Raw genomic sequence first — 21,870 nt, forward strand, 5'->3', positions numbered from 1 at the left:
GAGTTGATCATGACTGAAGTAGTGATTGTGTCGGCCGCGCGGACGCCGGTTGGTTCCTTCAACGGAGCGTTCGGTTCGCTCACCGCACATGAGCTCGGGGCGGTGGCGATCAAGGGCGCTTTGGCGCGCGCCAAAGTCGTGCCTGAAGATGTTGACGAGGTCATTCTCGGCCAGGTCCTTGCCGGCGGCGAGGGGCAGAATCCGGCGCGTCAGGCCGCGATGGCAGCGGGCATTCCGCAGGAGAAGACGGCGTGGGGCATGAACCAGCTCTGCGGCTCGGGCCTGCGATCGGTCGCGCTGGGTCTGCAGCAGATCGCCAACGGTGATGCCAAGGTGATCGTTGCCGGTGGCATGGAGTCCATGTCGATGGCCCCGCATCTGTCGCATCTGCGCAACGGCACCAAGATGGGCGACGTCAAGTTCATCGACTCGATGCTGAAGGATGGCTTGATGGATGCGTTCCACGGCTATCACATGGGCGTCACGGCCGAGAACATCGCCGCCAAATGGCAGATTACCCGGAAAGAGCAGGACGCTTTCGCTACCGCCTCGCAGAACAAGGCCGAGGACGCGCAGAAAGCCGGCCGGTTCAAGGACGAGATCGTGCCCGTCACGGTCAAGACCCGGAAGGGCGACGTCGTCGTGGACCAGGACGAATACGTCCGAGCCGGCACCACCCAGGAGGCGCTTGCCAAGCTGAAGCCCGCTTTCAACAAGGAAGGCAGCGTGACCGCCGGCAACGCCTCGGGCATCAACGACGGCGCGGCTGCGCTGGTGTTGATGAGCGCGGATGAAGCCAAACAGCGGGGCCTCACGCCGCTCGCAAAGATCGTCTCCTGGGCCACCGCGGGGGTGGACTCGGCGGTGATGGGGTCCGGCCCGATCCCGGCGTCCCGCAAGGCGCTCGAGAAGGCCGGTTGGAAGGTCAAGGATCTTGATCTCGTCGAGGCCAATGAAGCCTTCGCGGCGCAGGCCATCGCCGTCAACAAGGACATGGGTTGGGATCCGTCGATCGTCAACGTCAATGGCGGTGCCATCGCCATCGGCCATCCGATCGGCGCCTCCGGCGCGCGGGTGCTGACGACGCTGCTGTTCGAGATGCAGAAGCGCAACGCCAAAAAGGGCCTTGCCACGCTTTGCATCGGCGGCGGCATGGCGTCGCCCTGACGGTCGAGCGCTAGGCCAGGCTCGAGCTTGCAAGGCAATTGCGGACGGCACACGCCGTCCGCGACCGACCGAGGCTCGCGAGAGCCGAGGCAATACAAGACGAACCAAATCAGAATCAGGAGAGGATCATGTCCAGGGTTGCGGTGGTGACCGGCGGAACGCGCGGCATAGGTGAAGCAATCTCGATTGCGCTCAAGGAGGCCGGCTACAAGGTTGCCGCGAGCTACGCAGGCAATGACGAAGCCGCCGCCAAGTTCAAGAGCGAGACCGGCATCAACGTCTACAAATGGGACGTGTCGAACTATGAGGCTTGCGCCGCCGGCCTGAAGCAGGTCAAAGCGGATCTCGGGCCGGTGGACGTGCTCGTCAACAACGCCGGGATCACCAAAGACGGCATGTTCCACAAGATGACGCCAGAGCAATGGTACGCGGTCATCAATACCAACTTGAACTCGTTGTTCAACATGACGCGGCCCGTATGGGAAGGCATGCGCGAGCGCAAGTTCGGCCGGGTCATCTGCATCTCCTCGATCAACGGTCAGAAGGGGCAGATGGGCCAGGTCAACTATTCCGCCGCCAAGGCGGGTGACATCGGCTTCGTGAAAGCGTTAGCCCAGGAGGGCGCGCGCGCCGGCATCACGGTCAACACCATCTGCCCGGGCTATATCGCAACCGAGATGGTCAAGGCGATCAACCCGGAGGTGGTGGCCAAGAACATCCTGCCGCAGATCCCCGTCGGCCGCTTGGGCGAGCCGCATGAGATCGCGCGAGTGGTCGTGTTCCTGGCATCAGACGACGCCGGCTTCATCACGGGCTCGACGATATCGGCGAACGGCGGCCAGCACATGGCGTGAGCGACCGCGATGTCGAGCCATCCACGAGGGGATCTCACGACGCGAACGCTCGCCATGCCGGCGGACGCCAATCCGAGCGGCGACATTTTCGGCGGCGGGGTGCTCTCGCAGATGGACATCGCGGGCGGCATTCATGCCGGCCAGCGGGCGCAAGGGCGCGTCGCCACGGTGGCGATCGAGGCGATGCATTTCATCAAGCCGGTCCATGTCGGGGATGTCCTGTGTGTCTACGCGTCGCCCGAGCGTGTCGGGCGCACATCGCTGGTGATCCGCCTGGAGGCCTGGGCGTTGCGCAGGCGCCTGGGGAACGTGTGAAAGTGACGGAGGGCATCTTCACCTTCGTTGCACTGGATGCCGAGGGACGACCTGCGCCGATTCCGGCCAATCGAGACGAGCAGTAACGACCAATCAAGGAGAGGGACATGTCCGACGGAAAACCGAAGGCAGGCGCGACCGATTGGGGCCTCCCGGGTCTCGACTTCGCCAAGCTCATCGAAACCTGCCAGATCAGCGGCGTCGATATGAAGGCGTTGCTCGAGATGGAGAAGAAGAACATCGACGCCCTGATCGAGGTCAACCGCTCGGCCTATGAGAGCTGGCGGAACCTGATGGCGCGGCAAGCCGAGGTCTTCCAGGAAACGATGACCGCGATCGCGGCAGAGGCGGGCAACGAGGCCGCGACGGGCCGGCGAACCGAGATCGCGCGGCAGGGATTCGAGACGGCTCTCGCCAACATGCGCCAGCTCGCCGAGACCGCAACCGAGCAGCAGAAGCAGACGATCGACATATTGAGGCGGCGTTTCGACGAGGGAATGGCCGCATTACGTGCACGCGGCGGCAGCACCTGAAGTCGACCGGCCGGTAGGGGCAACGGGGCGTATCCGCCCATCGAACAAGCGCAAGAACGGGGAAGAGGATGGATCAGGATCTCAGGGAAGCCGCGCTCGAATATCATCGCCTGCCGAGGCCGGGAAAGATTTCGGTCGTGCCGACCACGGCGATGGCGACGCAACGCGATCTGTCGCTGGCCTATTCGCCTGGCGTCGCGGAGCCCTGCCTCGTCATCGCCAAGGACCCGTTACAGGCGGACCAGCTGACAGCGCGCAGCAACCTGGTGGCCGTCATCACCAACGGTACGGCCGTGCTGGGGCTCGGCAATATCGGGGCTCTGGCGGGCAAGCCCGTCATGGAAGGCAAGGCCTGCCTGTTCAAGAAGTTCGCCGGGATCGACGTGTTCGACATCGAGCTTGCCGAGGAGGACCCCGACGCCTTGATCGAAACCATCGCCAGGATGGAGCCGACCTTCGGCGGCATCAACCTGGAGGACATCAAGGCGCCGGAATGCTTCTACATCGAACAGCAGCTCCGCAAGCGAATGAAGATACCGGTCTTCCATGACGATCAGCACGGCACCGCGATCATCGCTGCAGCGGCAATCCTCAACGGATTGAAGCTGGTCAAGAAGGACATCACCGAGGTCAAGCTGGTCTGCTCCGGCGCCGGGGCCGCCGCGCTGGCGTGTCTCGATCTCATCGTCAGCCTCGGCCTGCCGCAGGACCGTATCATCGTCACCGACGCGAAAGGCGTGGTCTATGCCGGTCGCACGGAAGGCATGGACGACAACAAGGCGCGCTATGCGGTGAAAACCGAGGCTCGAAAGCTCGATGAGATCATCCAGGACGCGGATATCTTTCTGGGCCTGTCGGCCGGCAAGGTGCTGACGCAAGACATGATCAAGCGGATGGCACGCGATCCGCTGATCTTTGCCATGGCCAACCCGATTCCGGAAATCATGCCGGAAGATGCGCTGGCGGTTCGCCCCGATGCGATCATCGGCACGGGACGGTCGGACTATCCCAACCAGATCAACAACGTCCTCTGTTTTCCCTTCATCTTCAGGGGCGCGCTCGACTGTGGGGCGACGACTATCAACGAGGAGATGAAGCTCGCGACGGTGCGTGCGCTGGCGGACCTGGCGATGGCGGAGGTGCCCGAGGTGGTCGCCGTGGCGTACAAGGGAGAGGATCTCCGCTTTGGCCGCAACTACCTCATTCCAAAGCCGCTCGATCCGCGGCTGATCGAAGTCGTGGCGCCTGCGGTCGCCAAGGCCGCGGCCGACAGCGGCGTCGCCAGGCGTCCGATCGCTGACATGGAAGCCTATCGCCAGCAGCTGAGCCGGTTCGTCTACCATTCCGGCAACGCGATGCAGCCGGTGTTCTCGATCGCGAAGGGAAGCGGCAAGTCGCTGCTTCTGGCCGAGGGCGAAGACGAGCGCGTCCTGCGCGCGGCCCAGGTCGTCATCGACGAGCGAATTGCAAAGCCCTTGCTGGTCGGCCGTCCGTCGACCATCGAGGAGCGGATCAAGTCCTTCGGTCTCCGGCTCAAGCCGGGGAGCGACTGCGAGATCATCGATCCGCACGATTCCGAGGTCTACTCCCAATGCGCAGATGTCTACCACGGGCGCAGGAAGCGCGACGGCGTGTCATCCGCCTTGGCGCTCTCGGAGACGCGCAGCAACGCGACCGTGCTCGCCTCGATACTGCTCGAAAGGGGCCTCGGCGACGCGATGCTGTGCGGGGTCATCGGCAGGACGTCCGATCACGTGGCGGCGATCCGCAACGTGATCGGACCGCGCGAGGGCGTGCGGACGCTCGCGGTGATGCAGATGCTGATCCTGCAGCAGCATCAGCTCTTCATCTGCGACACCCATTGCAATCTCAATCCGACCGCCGAACAGGTCGCCGATATCGCACTGATGGCGGCGGCGGAGGTGAGCCGATTTGGCATTACCCCTCGGGTCGCGTTGCTGTCTCATTCGAGCTTCGGAAGCTCCGCGGTTCCGGAAGCGCACAAGATGCGAGAGGCGCGCGCGATCATTCTCGCGCGATCTCCCGATCTCGCGGTCGAAGGCGAGATGCGCGGCGACGCTGCGTTGTCTCCGTCGGTGCTGCATCACGAGTTTCCGGATTCCGGTTTCGAGGGGCCGGCGAACGTGCTGGTGATGCCGAATCTCGACGCCGCCAACATCTCCTACAATTTGCTCAGGATGGCAGCGGGGCAGGGACTGACGGTCGGCGGCATCCTGCTCGGCGCGGCGAAGCCGGCCCACATCCTCACGCCATCGTCCACCGTCCGGCGCATCGTGAACATGGCGGCGGTCGCTGTCGCGGATGCAGTGTCCGAGAGGGCCTGATCCGGAGGATTGGACACGTGTGAGCGCGCTTGGTCGAGGCCATCATGGGTAAGTCGCAATTGGGAAAACCCCGGATTGTGATCGTCGGCGGAGGAGCCGGCGGACTGGAGCTTGCGACGCGCCTCGGCGATAAATACGGACGCAAGGGCAAGCTCGACGTCACGCTGATCGAGCGAAACCGCACCCATGTGTGGAAGCCGAAGCTGCACGAGATCGCAGCCGGCAGCATGGATATCTCGGCTCACGAGGTCGACTATCTCGCGCAGTCCTATTGGCACGGCTTCCGCTATCGCATCGGCGAGATGATCGGGATCGACCGGGACAAGCGCCAGGTGCTGGTCGCGCCCTATCTCGATTCCGAGGGCCGGGAAGTCACTCCGAAGCGGATCTTCGACTATGACGTCCTCGTGGTGGCCGTTGGAAGCCAGAACAACGATTTCGGCACGCGCGGCGTCGCCGATCATGCGATCAAGCTGGAATCGCAGCTCGATGCGCGGCGGTTCCACGAGCGCATGGTCAACGCCTGCATCCGCGCCCATGCCCAATCGGCGCCGCTGGGAACGCATCAGCTGAAGGTCGCAATCATCGGCGCCGGGGCCACCGGTGTCGAGCTGGCCGCCGAGCTCCACAGGACGACGCGGGAGGTTGTGGCGTACGGTCTCGACCAGGTCGATCCGCACAAGGATATCAGGATCACCTTGATCGAAGCCGCCGATCGGGTACTTCCCGCGTTGCCCGAACGGGTCTCGAAGGAGACGGAAAAGCTGCTCGCCAGGCTCGGGGTCGAGGTGCTGACCGGCGCCAAAGTCTCCGAGGTCGGTTCCGATCGCGTCAGCCTGACGGACGGCCGGACGATCCCCGCCGAACTGATCGTCTGGGCGGCGGGAGTCAAGGCGCCAGACTTCCTGAAGGATATCGCCGGCCTCGAGACCAATCGCATTAATCAGCTGGTGGTGCGGCCGACATTGCAGACGACGCGCGACGACAGCGTCTTTACCATCGGCGATTGCTCGGCCTGCTCATGGGGCGAGCGCGGAAACGTCCCGCCGCGCGCGCAGGCGGCGCACCAGCAGGCTTCCCATCTCTACTCGCAGATCCCGCGCTATCTTCGAGGCGAGCCGCTGAAAGAGTATCGCTATCGGGACTTCGGATCGCTGGTGTCGCTCGGCGAATTCAGCACGGTCGGCTCGATGATGGGCGCGCTGGTGGGCGGCAGCCTGGTGTTCGAAGGCATGTTCGCGCGGATGATGTACCTGTCGCTCTACAAGATGCACGAACACGCGCTGCATGGTTGGATCAAGGTCGCGCTGGACACGCTGGCTCGCCTGATCACCCGGCGCACCGAGCCGCATGTGAAGCTGCATTGACGCGCTTCTGAGTCACTTACGAGATGTTGCCTGGACCGGGAGGGATGTTGATGGACGCATTGTTCCTTGCGCGCATGCAGTTCGCCGCCAACATCACGTTCCATATCCTGTTCCCGTCGATTTCGATCGCGCTGGGCTGGATGCTGCTGTTCTTCAGGTTCAAGCACCTGCGCGCGGCTGATCCGCAGCAGAAGATCGACTGGCTTCGGGCTTACCGGCACTGGACGAAAGTGTTCGCCCTGACATTCGCGCTCGGCGTCGTCAGCGGCGTCACCATGAGCTTCCAGTTCGGCACCAACTGGCCGGGCTACATGGAGCGCGTCGGCAACATCGCCGGCCCGCTGCTCGGTTATGAGGTGCTGACCGCATTTTTCCTGGAGGCGGGATTCCTCGGCGTCATGCTGTTCGGCCATCGCCGGGTCGGCGAGATGGTTCACCTCGGTGCGACCATCCTCGTCGCGTTCGGCACGTTGATGAGCGCGTTCTGGATCCTGGCACTCAATTCGTGGATGCAGACGCCGGCCGGTTACGAGATCGTCAACGGGCAGTTTCACGCGCGCAGCTGGCTCGAGATCATCTTCAATCCGTCCTTCCCGTATCGGCTGGTCCATATGGTGCTCGCGTCCGCGCTGACCTGTGCGTTCCTGTTGATCGGGGTCAGCGCCTGGCAGCTGATGAAAGGCGTCGCGACCGCCAGTGCGTCACGCGTGCTGCGGACCGGGCTGGTCCTTGCCGCGCTGGCGGCGCCGGCACAGATGGTGGCGGGCGACTTTCACGGGCTCAATACGCTCAAGCATCAGCCGCAGAAGATCGCGGCGGTCGAAGGCATTTGGGAGACCACGCGCGGCGCGCCGCTGCTGCTGTTCGCGATCCCGGATGATGCGGCGAGAACGAACCATTTCGAGCTCGCAGTGCCGAAGCTCGCGAGCCTGATCCTTCTTCACGATCCCGATGGGGAGCTCAAGGGGCTGAACGAGTTTCCATCCGCTCATCCGCCGGTCCTGCCGCTGTTCTGGTCGTTTCGCATCATGGTGGGCACCGGCATATTGATGCTGCTCGTCAGCTGGATCGGCCTGTGGCGGCATTGGCGCGACGGCTGGGATTTCGCCAAAATGCCGCGGCCGATGCTGCGGATATTTGCGGGCATGACCTTTTCCGGCTGGGTCGCGACCATTGCCGGATGGTACGTCACGGAGATTGGGCGCCAACCGTTCATCGTTTCCGGGCTCGTTCGAACGGCCGATGTCGCTTCACGGGTGCCGTCATCGAGCATCGCCGTGACGTTCGCCATCTATGTCGTGGTCTATCTGGCGCTGCTCGTGGCCTATGTCGGCGTGCTCAAATACATGGCGGAGACAGCGGACAAGGAATCGTATGGCAACGTGTCGGCGAGCCTGGCAGGAGAGCCGCAGGATTATCGGCGGGAGGGAGAGTTCGCATGACTTCGATGTCGTTCGACGAAGTGCTTCCGCTGATCTTCATCGGGTTGATGGGCGTGTCGCTGCTCGTCTACGTCGTGAGCGACGGATACGATCTCGGCGTGGGCATGTTGATGCACCGCGCGACGCCCGAGGAGCGGGACACCATGGTCGCGTCCATCGGCCCGTTCTGGGATGCCAATGAGACCTGGCTGGTCCTGGGTGTCGGGCTTCTCCTGATTGCTTTCCCCAAGGCGCACGGGCTGGTCCTGTCGGAACTGTACCTGCCGACGACGCTCATGCTGGTCGGTCTGATCCTGCGCGGTGCGGCCTTCGATTTCAGGGTCAAGGCGAAGGCCAGCCGGAAGGAGATGTGGGATCGCCTGTTCATCGCCGGCTCGATGCTTGCGTCCGTGTGTCAGGGATGGATGCTCGGTCGTTATGTCAGCGGCTTCGGCGAGGGCTGGAACTATCCGATCTTTGCCGGCGCCATCGCGATCGCGCTGCCGATGGCCTACGCGCTGCTCGGCGCCACGTGGCTGGTGATGAAGACGGATGGCGCGCTGCAGGGCAAGGCGATCGAGTGGAGCAAGATCGCCTGGCCGCCGATGGTCTTCGGCCTGATCCTGATTTCGATGGCAACGCCGTGGATCAGCGAGACCGTTCGCGAACGGTGGTTCACCTTGCCGGCGATCATTGCCGTGGCATCGATCCCGGTGACCGCGGGGATCGCGCTCCTGACCGTGCGCGTGGTGCTCGGCTCCTCCGCCGTGCGCGGCGCGCTCTGCTGGTTACCGTTTGCTTTGCTCGTGCTGGTCTTCCTGCTGAGTTTTCTCGGCCTCAGCTACAGCATCTATCCCTTCGTGGTGATCGACAGGCTCACGGTCTGGGAGGCTGCGAGCAGCCCGGATTCGCTCAAGATCATCCTGATCGGGGTCTGTGTCACGCTGCCCGTCATCGTCGCCTATACCGGATTTTCCTATCGCGTATTCCGGGGCAAAACCATAGAGTTGGACTATGCGTGAGCCATGCTTTGCTATGGCCGACGCTCCTCGGTTGGTCCTGGTTCACAAGATGACGGAGATTCCATTCCCGGTGACCGTCAAAACGAGGCCTGAAGTCGGTCCGACCGCGTCCAGCTCCGTGCGTTGGCTTGTTCGCGGAACAGCTGCTCTCGCCATGGTCACAGCCGCTTCGTGGCTCGGATATGCCTTGGCGTTCCAACGGGGACTTGACCATCTGCACGTTGCCGCCCAGCAGCGGCTTGCGGTGGAGGCTGCCAGGCTCGACGGTTATCTCTCCAGATTTGAATATTTGCCATCGCTGCTCGATACGTCCCCAAGCGTCTTCAAGTTGCTCGGCGATCCCGCCGATCCCGCGCTGCAGCAATCGGTCAGCCTGTATCTGAAGTCGATCAATCTGCTTGCCGGGGCCGACAATCTTTACGTCCTGAGCGTCTCGGGCGAAGCCTTGGCCGCGGCCGACTTCGATGACCCCGGCACGCCGGTCGGCCGCAATCTTTCATATCGTCCCTATGTGAGCGAGGCTCTTGCGCGTGGCCGGGGCGCGTTTTTCGGTGTCGGCATCACCAGTGCGCGCGCCGGCTACTATCTGTCCTATGCCCTGAAGGACGGCGGGGTCACCAAGGGGATCGCCGCCGTCAAGATCAATCTGGATTCGTTCGAACGCGGATGGCGCGATCTTTCCGGCGATGCACTTCTCGTCGACGAACGGGGCGTGACGATACTCGCCTCCCGCGACGCCTGGCGCTATCGCCCGATGGCGACGCTGTCGCGCGAGATGCTCGACGATATTGCGCGGTCCAAGCCTTATGCGGACCACAATCTGGCGCCACTCGATTGGACCGTCGTCGCTCGGCCGGAAGACGGTACCGCGCGCGTCGTCACCGGGAATGGAACGGCCTATACGGTCAGCGAGCTTCCGATCAATAGGGGCCTCTGGAAGCTCGTCCTCCTCGATGACGAGGCGCCGATCCGGCAGACGGCGCTGATTATCGGCACGTTGTCGGGCCTTGCCTCCCTCGCTGCCTTGCTGGCGCTGGGGCTGGTGGTGCAACGGCGCAGAGCAATCAGGCAACGACTGGCCAATCAGGCCGCATTGCAGGCGGCGCACGACATGCTCGAGACCAGGGTGCAGGAACGAACCGCCGAGCTACGCGCGGCGCAGGATGAGCTGGTCCATGCCGGCAAGCTGGCGGCCCTCGGACAGATGTCGGCCGGAATTGTGCATGAACTGAATCAGCCCTTGGCTGCGCTGCAGACCGCGGCCGACAATGCGGTCCTGCTCGTCGACCGTGGGGCGGTCGACGCTGCCCGCGGCAACCTCACTCGGATCGGCGAACTGGTACGCAGGCTCGGGCGCCTGACCGGACAGCTCAGGGTCTTCGCCTACAAGTCAAGCAGCCCCCTCGGCGCGATATCGGTCGAACAGGCCATGAGCGAGACGCTCAAGATATTCGCCGCGCGCGTCAAGGAGAGTGGCGTCCGCATCGTCACGAATATCGAGGCCGACCTCAGCGTCGTTGCCGACCAGACGAGGCTCGAGCAACTGCTGTGCAACATCGTGGCGAATGCGCTGGATGCCGTCGAGGGCGCCGAACGAAAGTCGATTGTGATCCGGGCCACCAGGGAGGAGGGGCACGCCGCCCGCTGCCGCATCGCGATCAGCAACAGCGGCCCTGCGATCGCCCCCGACGTCCTCAGGCGCATGTTCGAGCCGTTCGTGACGACCAAGCCCGCGGGCAAGGGCCTCGGTCTCGGCCTGATGTTGTCCAACCACATCGCGCGTTCTTTTGGCGGCGAATTGCACGGGCGAAATCTTCCTGATGGCGCGGAATTTGTCGTGATCCTCCCCTTGGCTGAGATGACAGAGGCGGCTTCGCATGGGCGATGACCAATCCATTGGCGTGATCTACGTCGAGGACGACGAGGATGTCCGCATCGGCGGCGTCCAGGCGCTCGAACTTGCGGGGTTCCAGGTCTCTGGTTTTGCCTCGGTCGAGACCGCCAATGCGTCCGTGCGCGCCGACATGGCCTCTGTCGTGGTCTGCGACGTGCGGCTGCGTGGCAAGAGCGGCCTGGATTGGCAGGCCGATCTGCGCAGGTTGGATCCGGACCTGCCCGTGCTTCTGATCACCGGACACGGCGATATCTCAATGGCCGTTCAGGCGATGCGAAACGGTGCCTACGACTTCATCGAGAAGCCGTGCTCGTCGGAGCAACTCGTATCCGTCGTACGACGGGCGGCCGAAAAGAGACGTCTGACTCTCGAGGTTCGCTCGCTGCGGTCCGCGCTGTCGGACCGCCAGGGTATCGAGGCAAGTCTGCTCGGCCGGTCTCCGCAGATCCAGGAAGTGCGCAGACTGGTCTCCACTCTGGCCTCGACCAATGTGGACGTGACGATCTACGGCGAGACTGGCACCGGCAAGGACGTGGTCGCGCGTTGTCTGCACAATCACAGTGGGCGGCGCGCCGGCAATTACGTCGCCGTCAACTGCGGCGGGCTGCCCGAATCGCTGGTCGAGAGTGAGCTGTTCGGCCACGAAGTCGGAGCCTTCACCGGAGCCACCCGCCAGCGCATTGGCAAGATCGAGTATGCCAATGGCGGAACGCTGTTCCTCGATGAAATCGAGAGCATGCCGCTGAGCGTTCAGGTGAAGTTGCTCCGGTCGTTGCAGGACCGGTCGATCGAGCGCGTCGGGACCAACAAGCCGATCGCGGTGGACTGCCGGGTGGTCGCGGCGAGCAAGGCGAACTTGTTCGAGCTGAGCGAAAGGAAGCTGTTTCGCGCCGATCTCTACTACCGTCTCGGCGTCGCTTTCATCGAACTCCCCCCGCTTCGCGAGCGCCGCGAAGACATTCCCCTGTTGTTCGAGCATTTCACGCTGGACGCCGCCAGGCGGTTCGAGCGTGATGCACCGATATTGGATGAACAGACGATGTCCGCTCTGCTGGCCTATTCCTGGCCCGGCAATGTACGCGAGCTCCGCAACGTCGCCGACCGCTTCGTGCTGGGTGTCCTGGACGGCAAGGCGATCAACAAATCCGGGTTTGGAACGTCGGATCTGTCGTTGCCGCGACAGCTCGAAAACATCGAGCGATCAATCATCGAGGACGCGCTGCGGCGCAAGCAGGGCGACGTGCAGGCAACCGCAACGCTTTTGGGCATCCCGAAGCAGACCTTGTACGACAAGATCAAGCGTCTCGCCGTGAACGTCGACGGCATCCGCGAAGGCTCGGTCGTCCGCGCGGGAAACTGACGTTCCGGAGCGAGGGTGCAGGCAGGCGGATGTGGCATGCGCACGGCCAAGAATGAAGAGGGCGCCGAATAGAGCCGCCCCGGTGGAAACGCAACACATCATCCTGCTTGCAGAGTGAGGGAAATCCAATGGAGCGGCCATTCAATATGCCTGATGAGTTCGTTGACGCTTTCGCGAAGGCGGGCGCGAGCCTGTGGCGATCGCTGGGGTGGCCGACAAGCGATGAACGCGCCGGCGCGGCGATCAACCCGTCTCTGGTGTCTTCGGGACGAATGGCCGAGCTGCAGGCCGACTATCTGAAGGGCCTGTACCAACTCACAGAGCACTTCATGACATCCACGGCAGGCGGGCAGGGCAATGGGGGCGTCGAACCAGCGCGCGGCGAACCGCAGGTTCAGCAGCACGGAGTGGCGGGAGAGTCAGCTCTACAGCCTGTTGAAGCAATCCTATTTGCTGAACTCGCGTTACTGCACCGACTTCGTCGAAGCCCTGGACATGGTCGAAAAGGAAAAAAATCGGCTGCGCTTCTTCACGCGCCAACTCGTTGAAGCGATGAGCCCGACCAATTTTATCGCCACCAATCCCGATGTGATCAAGCTTGCGACCGAGACCGATGGTCAGAGCCTCAAGTCCGGCCTGGACAATCTCGTGGCGGATCTGGGCAAGGGCAGTTTGACGATCACGATTGCTCGAGAGCGCGATCTTGAGCATGATGCCACGAGACGCTAGGAGGTGAGAGCAATGTGTAATCCAGATCGCCTCACACAGGTAAAGCAGTGAAATATTAAGGCTATATCTTCTCCGTGGCGCCCATGATGGATTGGAGCGAGAGTTCTGGTTTTTCAATTGGTTAGATAGCGGCGTGTGCGCGACGTGTGCACCGGGAGATCAAGAAGAATCTATCGTAGACCAGCGTGAGCCGGACACCCCGAACGATATCCCCGTTCTCGGCCCCATGGTCGAACGGGAATTGCTCTATCGTCTCCTGCAAGGTCCGCAGGGACGGCTGATGCGTCAGATCGCTCAGCCCGAGGGTCCACTGGGTCGCATCCGACGGGCCGTTCAGTGAATCAGGGACAATCATAACACCCAGCTGCGCATCGAGGCGTTATGCGCCGCGAGTGGCATGAGCCGGGCAAGCCTGCATCGCCACTTCTTGGCTATGACCAGCCTCAGCCCTCTCCAGTATCAAAAACAACTCCGGCTGCAGGAGGCGCGCCAACCCAGCCGAAAAGGACGACAAGCTTGGAGGCGGTCAGCGTGGAACAACAGGCCTAATCGTGCTTAAGCCGTCAGCAAGAATGTTGCCAAGAGGCCGAGGAAGAGCGCGTCCAGGCGCGACACGAGCAGCACGTCCGAAGACTGGCATCCTGGCGTCGTCGGTCTCGTCGCCTGAAGGAAAAGTTCTCGCGGCCCGTCTTGCGCCCGCCTTTGGGTGCGCGGCGGATGCGAAAAAGCTTGAGCTTGTCGGCGGGCGTCGCAGCCATAGGCCTCCCGTCCGGCTATGAGGGCGGGCATCTGATTAACCAGCAACTCACCTTTTCCATCCTGACCGGATGTTCGAGGCTATCGGCGTCGAATTTGCCAGCAGACTGAATACTGCGTTGTGGGGCGAGTCGCCTTGCCGTTGCGGGAAAGGCGGCTTGACGCTCTTAAGCCGCTTTCTTGCGGGGCTTCGGCTTTGCCTTTTTGTCGAGCAAGACTCTCTCCGGAGTCGGGCGCGCGCCTGGACCAGGATGGACATGAACTTCCTTGGCCGAAAGCGGCTCTCCGCATTCGGAGCACACCATCACGGGGTCAAACATCTTGCCGCACTTGCGATGCTCGTGCAGCAGGGGGCGTCCGCGTTCGTCGACCATGTGGGTGTCGCCCCAATGCACGAGCGCCATCATGATCGGATAGAGATCGAGGCCCTTTTGCGTCAGGATATACTCGTGGCGTTTAGGCGACTCCTGATAGGGAATGCGGCGCAGGACGCCCTGCCGGACCAGCTTCTTCAACCGCTCGGCGAGCAAATGCCGTGTAATTCCGAGCGCTGACTGAAAACCCTCGAAGCGGCGCGTGCGCAGGAAGCATTCGCGGAGAATCAGAAGAGTCCAGCGGTCACCAATCACACCGATGGTGCGAGCCATCGAACACGGCTCTTCCTCAAGTTCATCCCATTTCATTCTGCTCTCCGGTCGGCCGGCGCCTGTTTCGCTCGAATCGGGGGAAGCGGCAGGCGCCGCTCACACCATTCTAGATAGGTACTAAAGTGGATACAATACCCCCGCCAATCGTCCGAAACCCCGTGATTTCAGAGCAGATTTGACAGTTCAATTTTAGAACTATAGAAATGAGGGACAGCCTGCGTTCGGCCTAGAAGATCACCCAAATCTGACCAACATCGCGCTCTGCGGGAGGAGCTGACATGTCCCTCAAAGTTGAATTCCTGTTCGATTTCGGCAGTCCGAATGCTTACCTCGCGGAACTGGCCCTTCCGGGAATCGAACGGCGCACCGGCGTGAAATTCGAATATGTCCCGATCCTGCTCGGTGGCATCTTCAAGGCGACCGGCAACATGTCCCCGTTCGATTCCCTTCGTGGCATCAAGAACAAGCCGGAATACCAGGCTCTGGAGACCCAGCGCTTCATTCGCCGCCATAACGTGACGAAGTTTCGTCCCAATCCGTTCTTTCCGGTCAATACGCTGATGTTGATGCGCGGTGCCGTCGCGGCGCAGTTCGAAGGCGTGTTCGAGCCGTATTTCCGCGCGGCCTATCACCACATGTGGGAGGAGCCGAAGAAGATGGATGACCTTGAAACTTTCCGAAAGGCATTCATCTCCTCAGGCGTCGATATCGACCGGCTGATTGCGCGTGCACAGCAGGATGACGTCAAGAAGCGGCTGATCGATCGGACCACCGACGCGGTCAACCGCGGCGCATTCGGCTCGCCGACTTTCTTCGTTGGAAACGAGATGTTCTTCGGCAAGGACCAGCTTCGCGATGTGGAGGAGTCGATCGTCGAGCAGATCGGCCAGCCCGTTTCGAAGACGGCCTAAGGCCAGAACCTGGAGCCTTGCAGGGCCGGGCAGACGTCCGCGCACCTGCATGACGAAACCTCAGTCGGCCTTATAACAAAGTCAATTCAGGGAGAATGTAATGCCCGGTCCCCTCAACGGCGTTCGCGTCCTCGATTTGACAGGCGTGGTGTCGGGTCCTTTCGCGACCATGTTCCTGGCGGATCAGGGCGCGGACGTCCTAAAAATCGAGCCGATCGGCGGCGACATAACCCGGCGGAGCCGCGCCACCATTGATAAGGATGGCGAGTTCTCCGCGCTATTCATTTCTTCGAACCGTGGCAAGCGCTCGCTCTCGATTGACGTCAAAATCGCAGCCGGCCGCGAGGTTCTCGCCAAACTGGTCGCGCAAACCGATGTCCTGGTGCAGAATTTCCGGCCGGGCACCATGGAGCGTCTCGGTCTCGGCGTGGAAGAGTTGCGCCAGCGACATCCGCGCCTGATCTATGTTTCGATCAGCGGTGTTGGTGACACCGGACCCTATGTGAAGAAGCGTGTTTACGATCCGATCATTCAGGGCCTCTCGGGCTTTGCCGATATCCAGTCGCAGCCGGTCACGAACCGTCCGCAGATGATCCGAACCATCGTATGTGACAAGACTACCGCGGTGTTCACCGCCCAGGCGGTCGCGGCAGCACTCTATGCCCGCGAGAAGACAGGGCAAGGTGATCACATCCAGGTCGCCATGTTGGATGCGATGATCTCGTATTTGTGGCCGGAAGGCATGATGCAATACACGGTGGTGGGTGCCGAGGCCACTGCTGCCGATCCTAACGATCGGCCTGATCTCGTGTTCAAGACCAGCGACGGCTACATCACCGCCGGTACTATTTCCGATTCCGAATGGCAGGGTTTTTGCCGCGCCACCGGCGACCCCGAGCTTGCCAAGGATCCCCGGTTTGCGACGCCATCGGCGCGCTCGGTCAACGCCACGGCACGCATCAACAAAATGGCCGAATATATCAGCCAGCACACCACCGCAGAATGGCTGGAGCGTCTGGATGCCGCCGACGTCCCCTGTTCGCCGATCCTGCGGCGGGGCGAGATCATCCACAATGAACAGGTGGTCGCGCGCGATATCATTGCCGAGTTCGATCAACCGAAGGTGGGGCGGGTGCGGCAACCTAAGCCGGCAGCGCGTTTTGCGATCAACGAGGCCGCGATCGGTGGGCCTGCTCCCAGGGTGGGCGAGCACTCCCGCGACGTGCTGCACGAGCTGGGCTACGACGACGGCGCCATCGACAAGATGGTCGCCGAGCGCAGCGTGCGCGTCGCGGTCTAACCGCGAAACCCGTTGGCGACGTATTCTAGACCTTCGCCGCCGCCGGTGTGATCGGTGCCATCGGAACATTCGCCGCAACGGCTCGCTGAAAGGCTTCCCGTTTCCTGATGCGTTCGAGATAGGGCTGGGCGTTGTCGCAAATGCCGACGCCATAGGCGATCGCCCACTCTAGGCAGGTCGTGAGCAGGATGTCCGCGCTCGTAAACCGGTCGCCCATCAGGAATTGCCGGCCATCTGCGAGCGCAACTTCGACATGGCGCAACTGCTGGCGGAAATACTCGCCGGCCTGGGCAACGACCTCGGGTGCAATGCCGTAGATCGGTCCGAGCGCGTCGGCCCGATGGCGGCGCATCACGTAAAGGCTGGTGGAATCCAGCTCCGCGACGATAAAGAAGCACCATTCCAGCCACGCGGCATACTCGCGCGGGGCTTCCGGAATCAGCGATCGTTCCGGCGTGGAATACATGCGCGACAGGTAGGCAACGATCGCTGCGCTCTCGCCGATGCAGAAGTCGCCATCCTGAAGCAGCGGGATCTTCTGGCGCGGATTGAGCTTCGAGTATTCTGCGGTCTTGGTTTCGCCAGTTCGCGGGCCAATGGGTTTTGTCTTATAGGCTAAGCCCAGTTCGTGCATGGCCCAATGCGGACGAACGGTGCGACTCGTTCCAACGCCCCACAGGGTCAGGTTTGGTGTCGCATCCATCTTACCATTTCTCCACGGACGGACGGAGATCGAGCTCGTGGGTCCAGCCATCTTTGCTTTGCTGGTGGGTGAACCAATAGGCTTCGGCAATGGAAGACGTCTTGGTCAGGCTATCCGGCGGAATATCGCTTGCTTCGATCCCCTTCGCTGCCTTCATGCGTTGGTGAATCGCCTCGCTATCCACGCCGGCGTCGATCAGGAGATGCACGACGTGAATGTTCTTCGGTCCAAGCTCGCGCGCCATCGCCTGGGCCACTGCTCGAAGTCCGAACTTCGCTGATGAAAATGCTGCAAACCCCGAGCCGCCACGCACGCTTGCCGTCGCACCCGTAAAGAAGATGGTGCCGCGTCCGCGCGACAGCATCACGCGGGCAGCCTCACGTCCAACCAGGAAACCACCATAGCAGGCGAGTTCCCAGGCTTTGAAGAACAACTTCTCCGTCGTGTCGAGCAGAGGCTTGTTGACGTTCGAGCCGGCATTGTAGAGGCAAACCTCGACGGGCCCGTGCTCTTTCTCGACCCGCGCGAAAATGCCTTGGACTTCAGCTTCCTGGCGCGCATCCACGCTGAATGCGTGGACGTCATGCCCCGCAGCCCTCAACTCGGCCACCAGTCCCTGCGATTTGGAGGCATCGCGCCTGCAGATGCAAACCGTATAGCCGCCTCGGGCAAAACGCCGGGCGACCGCCGCGCCAATGGCATCGCCTGCGCCAACAAGTATCGCTACACCGCGCGCCGCCATTCCTCAATCCTCCCTTTAAGTTCTTATTTGATACTGTAGACTAGCTGTCGGATGATGCGTTGTAAATGACGGTTTTTATGAGCCGCGCAAAACCATGCTCTAAGATGGATTGTCCATTCGACTCCAGGAAAAACCCGACGACGATTTATCGATTGACGAGTTCTAAAAAAGAACTATAAACCGAAGCCAAGTGTGCCGCATTGTAAAGTTGGCACGGTCGGTCGGGAGGTCAGTCGTGCTGGAGCTTTCAGAGACGATCAGTGTCGACGAGATCGCTGTCGGCTTGCCGAGACGAATCCATGAAGTAACGGCAGGACCGGTTGCCAGAGCGCCCGACCGGATTGCGCTGGTCGAGGACGGGGCTTCGTGGAGCTATCGAGAACTGGAGCAGCGCGTTGGCGAGATCGCCGCCGTGCTCTCATCGCTGGGGATCAGGGCCGGCGATCGGATGATCATTGTCAGCGAAAACTGTATTGCGCTTGCTGCTTTGCTGCTGGCGACAAGCCGGCTCGACGCCTGGGCGATTGTCGCCAACCCGCGCTTGTCGGCGCGCGAACTGGACCAGATCCGCGATCACAGCGGCGCCCGGCGGATGTTTTTCACGTCCGGTATTTCGAAGGAGGCCGCCGCTCACGCCTCACGCTACGGCGCCGAGAACCGGCGAATTGGCCCGCTAGCGGAAATTGGTGTTGGCCCGCTCAACGAAAGCGCGACAGTCCAGCCTGTGGAGACCGATCAAGCAAGGCAAGTCGCGATTTTGATCTACACGTCAGGGACGACGGGGACTCCCAAGGGCGTGATGCTCTCGCATGACAATCTTCTGATCAGCGCAAAGACCACCGCGTACTTCCGCAGGATGAACGAGAAGGACAAGATCTATCTTGTGTTGCCGATCTCGCATATCGTCGGCATCTCGCTCCTGATCATGACGCTGATGGTCGGCGGCACGGTGCGGATGGTCAGCAAATACGATCCGGCCGCGACCGCAAAGGCCATCGCGGAGGAGGGCGTCACCATCCTCAATGGCGTGCCTGCCACCTATCAGCGCTTGCTGGAGTACAAGAGCGTATCAGGCGTGGAACAACTGCCCCGAGGCTCGTTGCGCTTGATTGCCGTCGCCGGCGCGCCGCTGGATTTGAACCTGAAGTTGCGTGTGGAAAAAGAGTTCGGGCTTCCGCTGCTCAACGGCTACGGGATCACCGAATGCTCGCCGGGAATATCAGGCGTACGTTTCGATAGGCCACGCTCGGATCAGGCTGTTGGCACGCTGCTGCCTGGTGTGGAAGCGCGGGTGCGAACCACCGAAGGATTTCCGACTGTATCCGGTGAAGTCGGCGAGCTGCATGTTCGCGGGCGCAACGTGATGCTGGGGTACTATCGTGCCCCCGAGCTCACCGCGAAGGTGATTGACAGCGAGGGCTGGTTCAATACCGGCGATCTCGCACGTTTCGACGGCGATTGTCTGTACATCGTCGGTCGCACCAAGGAAATGATCATTCGTTCCGGTTTCAACGTCTATCCCGCGGAGGTCGAAGCAGTCCTCAGTTCACACAAGGACGTCGTGCAATCCGCTGTGGTCGGTCGTGCCGTGGACGGCAATGAGGAGATCGTGGCCTTTGTGCAGTTGCGGCCAGGATCTTGCACGACACCAGAGACCCTGATGCATTTCGTCCGGTCTCAGCTTACGTCCTACAAGCGGCCGTCCGAAATTGTCATCCTCGATGCCTTGCCGGCGACATCGACCGGCAAGATACTCAAGCACAAGCTCGCGGAGAGTTTGCGCGAAGGTGGCGCAGCCCCTGCGGTGCAGACGCCCGAATTCCGCAGGCAACATATCTAACTTACCGGGAGGACATCTTGAAAAAGAGAAACGCAACCGTGGCCGTCATCGGCGCCGGAGACTTCATCGGCGGCGAGATCGCCAAAAAGTTCGCCGCAGAAGGCTTCACGGTCTTCGCCGGCCGTCGTAACGGTGAAAAATTGGCTCCGCTCGTCAGGGATATCGAGGCTGCCGGCGGAGAGATTCACGCGCGCTCGCTCGACGCTCGCAAGGAAGACGAAATCATCTCCTTCCTCAACGATGCGGACAAGCACGCGCCGCTGGAAGTCTGCATCTTCAACATCGGGGCGAACGTCAATTTCCCAATTCTGGAAACCACAGAACGCGTTTTCCGCAAGGTCTGGGAAATGGCCTGCTATTCCGGCTTTCTGGCCGGTCGCGAGGCGGCCCGCCTCATGCTTCCGCGCGGGGGTGGCAACATCTTCTTTACCGGGGCGACCGCCTCGCTCCGAGGCGGCAGCGGCTATGCTGCTTTCGCAAGCGCCAAGTTTGGCCTTCGTGCGGTCGCGCAAGCCATGGCCCGCGAGCTTGGCCCGAAGAATATTCACGTCGCGCATCTCATCATCGATTCCGGCGTGGATACCGAGTGGGTTCGGCAACGCCGGCTGGAGGCTCTCGGGCCCACCGCGCTGGACGATCCGGATGCCTTGATGCCTCCGTCCTCCGTCGCAACTTCCTATTGGCAGCTCTATCAGCAGCCGAGAAGCGCATGGACGTTCGAGCTGGAGATCCGTCCCTTCGGCGAGAAGTGGTAGCGGAGCCTGCTGCGATGGAGCTCACGCTTTCCCGCGAGGACACCGCGTTTCGTGACGAGGTGCGCAGTTTCATTGCGGAAAACTATCCGCCGGAAATGCGCGTTCCAAATCCGGAGACCGACCTGACCAAGGAGCAGTCGCTGCTGTGGCACCGGATCCTCCACAAGAAGGGTTGGATCGCCCCGCTCTGGCCCAAGGAGTATGGCGGCCCGGGCTGGTCCGTCACGCAGCGCTTCATCTTCGAGCAGGAGACCTCTCGCGCCGGCACGCTGCCGCCGCTCGCTTTCAGCGTCACCATGGTCGGGCCGGTGATCTACACCTTCGGCAACGAGGCGCAGAAGAAGAAATTTCTGCCGCGGATCCTGTCCGGCGAGGATTGGTGGTGCCAGGGCTATTCGGAGCCGGGCTCGGGCTCGGACCTCGCAACCGTCAGAACCAAGGCCGTCCGCGACGGCGACCACTACATCGTTAACGGTCACAAGACCTGGACCACACTGGCGCAGCATGCGGACTGGATCTTCTGCCTCGTGCGGACCGATCCGAGCGCGAAGCCGCAATCCGGCATCTCCTTCCTGTTGATCGACATGAAGTCGCCCGGTGTCACCGTGCGGCCGATCATCACCATCGATGGCAGCCACGAGGTCAACGACGTCTTCCTCGAGAACGTCCGCGTGCCCGCCGCGAATTTGATCGGCGAGGAGAACAAGGGCTGGACCTACGCCAAGTTCCTGCTCGGCAACGAACGCACCAGCATGGCCGGCATCGGCCGGTCCACCCGCTACATCAACAAGCTGAAACAGATCGTGAAGGCCGAAATGCCGGCCGAGGATCCCGCGCACCTCGAATTTCTGCGGGACATTGCCCGTATCGAGCTCGACGTGCTGGCGCTGGAGGCGACCGAGCTGCGCGTCGTCGCCCAGATGGCGCGGGGCATCGATCCCGGTCCGGCGGCCTCGCTGTTCAAGATCCGCGGCACCGAAATCTTCCAGGCCATCACCGAACTCACCCATCGTGCGATCGGCAATTACGGCCTTGCCATCCGCGAGCATCCGGTCAGCGCCAATCGCTTCATGCCCGGCCCCGACTACGGCCATACCGCGTCGGAGAAATATCTGAACGCGCGCAAGCTGAGCATCTACGGCGGATCCAACGAGATCCAGCGCAACATCATCGCCAAAGCCGTGCTCGGGCTTTAGCCGCGGCGGATCG

General features: G+C 62.0%; 17 protein-coding genes and 3 pseudogenes. 17 read left to right on the forward strand and 3 right to left on the reverse strand.

Features of this window, described 5'->3' with window-relative positions:
* Window positions 1-9 precede the first annotated feature (9 nt).
* The 12 genes and pseudogenes from LPJ38_RS19860 to LPJ38_RS19915 all read left to right on the forward strand — a co-directional run.
* Window positions 10-1,181, forward strand: a pseudogene (locus LPJ38_RS19860) (acetyl-CoA C-acetyltransferase).
* A 114-nt stretch (window positions 1,182-1,295) separates the two neighbouring features.
* A complete protein-coding gene (phbB, locus tag LPJ38_RS19865) occupies window positions 1,296-2,021 on the forward strand; it encodes an acetoacetyl-CoA reductase (RefSeq protein WP_145639806.1) in 726 nt (241 codons plus the stop codon).
* A 9-nt stretch (window positions 2,022-2,030) separates the two neighbouring features.
* Window positions 2,031-2,422 (forward strand): annotated as a pseudogene (locus LPJ38_RS19870) (acyl-CoA thioesterase).
* Between the two features lie 21 nt (window positions 2,423-2,443).
* Window positions 2,444-2,869: a TIGR01841 family phasin gene (gene phaP / locus LPJ38_RS19875; RefSeq protein ID WP_145639804.1), complete on the forward strand. Its 426-nt coding sequence runs from the start codon at window positions 2,444-2,446 to the stop codon at window positions 2,867-2,869.
* Window positions 2,870-2,937: 68 nt separating this feature from the next.
* Window positions 2,938-5,214 (forward strand): NADP-dependent malic enzyme, encoded by a 2,277-nt coding sequence (locus LPJ38_RS19880; RefSeq protein ID WP_145639802.1) that lies wholly within the window; start codon window positions 2,938-2,940, stop codon window positions 5,212-5,214.
* 44 nt (window positions 5,215-5,258) lie between these two features.
* On the forward strand, window positions 5,259-6,581 hold the full coding sequence (locus tag LPJ38_RS19885; RefSeq protein WP_145639799.1) for an NAD(P)/FAD-dependent oxidoreductase: 1,323 nt from the start codon (window positions 5,259-5,261) through the stop codon (window positions 6,579-6,581).
* 50 nt (window positions 6,582-6,631) lie between these two features.
* On the forward strand, window positions 6,632-8,023 hold the full coding sequence (locus LPJ38_RS19890) for a cytochrome ubiquinol oxidase subunit I (protein WP_208750608.1): 1,392 nt from the start codon (window positions 6,632-6,634) through the stop codon (window positions 8,021-8,023).
* A complete protein-coding gene (locus LPJ38_RS19895; protein WP_145639794.1) occupies window positions 8,020-9,024 on the forward strand; it encodes a cytochrome d ubiquinol oxidase subunit II in 1,005 nt (334 codons plus the stop codon). Before LPJ38_RS19890 ends, LPJ38_RS19895 begins: the two co-directional genes overlap by 4 nt.
* Before the next feature lie 445 nt (window positions 9,025-9,469).
* Window positions 9,470-10,912: a sensor histidine kinase gene (locus tag LPJ38_RS19900; protein ID WP_231088347.1), complete on the forward strand. Its 1,443-nt coding sequence runs from the start codon at window positions 9,470-9,472 to the stop codon at window positions 10,910-10,912.
* Window positions 10,902-12,278 (forward strand): sigma-54-dependent transcriptional regulator, encoded by a 1,377-nt coding sequence (locus tag LPJ38_RS19905; RefSeq protein ID WP_145639787.1) that lies wholly within the window; start codon window positions 10,902-10,904, stop codon window positions 12,276-12,278. Before LPJ38_RS19900 ends, LPJ38_RS19905 begins: the two co-directional genes overlap by 11 nt.
* Window positions 12,279-12,635: 357 nt before the next feature.
* Window positions 12,636-13,007, forward strand: coding sequence for a hypothetical protein (locus LPJ38_RS19910; protein ID WP_167520668.1), 372 nt, complete (start codon window positions 12,636-12,638; stop codon window positions 13,005-13,007).
* Window positions 13,008-13,200: 193 nt separating this feature from the next.
* Window positions 13,201-13,500, forward strand: a pseudogene (locus tag LPJ38_RS19915) (AraC family transcriptional regulator N-terminal domain-containing protein); the annotation flags it as partial.
* Between the two features lie 430 nt (window positions 13,501-13,930).
* Here the strand turns inward: LPJ38_RS19915 and LPJ38_RS19920 are convergent.
* A complete protein-coding gene (locus LPJ38_RS19920) occupies window positions 13,931-14,446 on the reverse strand; it encodes a winged helix-turn-helix transcriptional regulator (protein WP_145639785.1) in 516 nt (171 codons plus the stop codon).
* A 242-nt stretch (window positions 14,447-14,688) separates the two neighbouring features.
* Between LPJ38_RS19920 and LPJ38_RS19925 the strand changes: the two genes are divergently transcribed.
* Entirely contained in the window at window positions 14,689-15,321 is a 633-nt protein-coding gene (locus tag LPJ38_RS19925; protein WP_018322603.1) for a 2-hydroxychromene-2-carboxylate isomerase, read from the forward strand.
* A 100-nt stretch (window positions 15,322-15,421) separates the two neighbouring features.
* A complete protein-coding gene (locus LPJ38_RS19930) occupies window positions 15,422-16,621 on the forward strand; it encodes a CaiB/BaiF CoA transferase family protein (RefSeq protein ID WP_145639781.1) in 1,200 nt (399 codons plus the stop codon).
* A 25-nt stretch (window positions 16,622-16,646) separates the two neighbouring features.
* On the opposite strand, the gene LPJ38_RS19935 is transcribed toward LPJ38_RS19930, so the two are convergent.
* Both LPJ38_RS19935 and LPJ38_RS19940 read right to left on the reverse strand, forming a co-directional pair.
* Complete coding sequence (locus tag LPJ38_RS19935) at window positions 16,647-17,324, reverse strand: glutathione S-transferase family protein (RefSeq protein WP_145639939.1); 678 nt, start codon at window positions 17,322-17,324, stop codon at window positions 16,647-16,649.
* 1 nt (window position 17,325) lies between these two features.
* A complete protein-coding gene (locus LPJ38_RS19940; protein WP_145639778.1) occupies window positions 17,326-18,066 on the reverse strand; it encodes an SDR family NAD(P)-dependent oxidoreductase in 741 nt (246 codons plus the stop codon).
* A 235-nt stretch (window positions 18,067-18,301) separates the two neighbouring features.
* Between LPJ38_RS19940 and LPJ38_RS19945 the strand changes: the two genes are divergently transcribed.
* The 3 genes from LPJ38_RS19945 to LPJ38_RS19955 are packed head-to-tail and all read left to right on the forward strand — an operon-like array spanning window position 18,302 to window position 21,857.
* The gene (locus LPJ38_RS19945) at window positions 18,302-19,906 is read left to right on the forward strand and encodes a class I adenylate-forming enzyme family protein (protein ID WP_145639775.1); all 1,605 of its coding nucleotides are present in this window, start codon (window positions 18,302-18,304) and stop codon (window positions 19,904-19,906) included.
* A gap of 17 nt (window positions 19,907-19,923) precedes the next feature.
* Window positions 19,924-20,661: an SDR family oxidoreductase gene (locus tag LPJ38_RS19950; RefSeq protein WP_145639937.1), complete on the forward strand. Its 738-nt coding sequence runs from the start codon at window positions 19,924-19,926 to the stop codon at window positions 20,659-20,661.
* 14 nt (window positions 20,662-20,675) lie between these two features.
* Window positions 20,676-21,857 (forward strand): acyl-CoA dehydrogenase family protein, encoded by a 1,182-nt coding sequence (locus tag LPJ38_RS19955; RefSeq protein WP_145639772.1) that lies wholly within the window; start codon window positions 20,676-20,678, stop codon window positions 21,855-21,857.
* Window positions 21,858-21,870 lie beyond the last annotated feature (13 nt).

It is taken from the genome of Bradyrhizobium daqingense (assembly GCF_021044685.1).
Lineage (GTDB): Bacteria > Pseudomonadota > Alphaproteobacteria > Rhizobiales > Xanthobacteraceae > Bradyrhizobium > Bradyrhizobium daqingense.

Excerpts from the sequence above, each read along its gene's own strand:
- phbB (WP_145639806.1), top strand. The coding sequence starts at position 1,296 with ATGTCCAGGGTTGCGGTGGTGACCGGCGGAACGCGCGGCATAGGTGAA.
- phaP (WP_145639804.1), top strand. The coding sequence starts at position 2,444 with ATGTCCGACGGAAAACCGAAGGCAGGCGCGACCGATTGGGGCCTCCCG.
- LPJ38_RS19880 (WP_145639802.1), top strand. The coding sequence starts at position 2,938 with ATGGATCAGGATCTCAGGGAAGCCGCGCTCGAATATCATCGCCTGCCG.
- LPJ38_RS19885 (WP_145639799.1), top strand. The coding sequence starts at position 5,259 with ATGGGTAAGTCGCAATTGGGAAAACCCCGGATTGTGATCGTCGGCGGA.
- LPJ38_RS19890 (WP_208750608.1), top strand. The coding sequence starts at position 6,632 with ATGGACGCATTGTTCCTTGCGCGCATGCAGTTCGCCGCCAACATCACG.
- LPJ38_RS19895 (WP_145639794.1), top strand. The coding sequence starts at position 8,020 with ATGACTTCGATGTCGTTCGACGAAGTGCTTCCGCTGATCTTCATCGGG.
- LPJ38_RS19905 (WP_145639787.1), top strand. The coding sequence starts at position 10,902 with ATGGGCGATGACCAATCCATTGGCGTGATCTACGTCGAGGACGACGAG.
- LPJ38_RS19910 (WP_167520668.1), top strand. The coding sequence starts at position 12,636 with ATGGGGGCGTCGAACCAGCGCGCGGCGAACCGCAGGTTCAGCAGCACG.
- LPJ38_RS19920 (WP_145639785.1), bottom strand. The coding sequence starts at position 14,446 with ATGAAATGGGATGAACTTGAGGAAGAGCCGTGTTCGATGGCTCGCACC.
- LPJ38_RS19925 (WP_018322603.1), top strand. The coding sequence starts at position 14,689 with ATGTCCCTCAAAGTTGAATTCCTGTTCGATTTCGGCAGTCCGAATGCT.
- LPJ38_RS19930 (WP_145639781.1), top strand. The coding sequence starts at position 15,422 with ATGCCCGGTCCCCTCAACGGCGTTCGCGTCCTCGATTTGACAGGCGTG.
- LPJ38_RS19935 (WP_145639939.1), bottom strand. The coding sequence starts at position 17,324 with ATGGATGCGACACCAAACCTGACCCTGTGGGGCGTTGGAACGAGTCGC.
- LPJ38_RS19940 (WP_145639778.1), bottom strand. The coding sequence starts at position 18,066 with ATGGCGGCGCGCGGTGTAGCGATACTTGTTGGCGCAGGCGATGCCATT.
- LPJ38_RS19955 (WP_145639772.1), top strand. The coding sequence starts at position 20,676 with ATGGAGCTCACGCTTTCCCGCGAGGACACCGCGTTTCGTGACGAGGTG.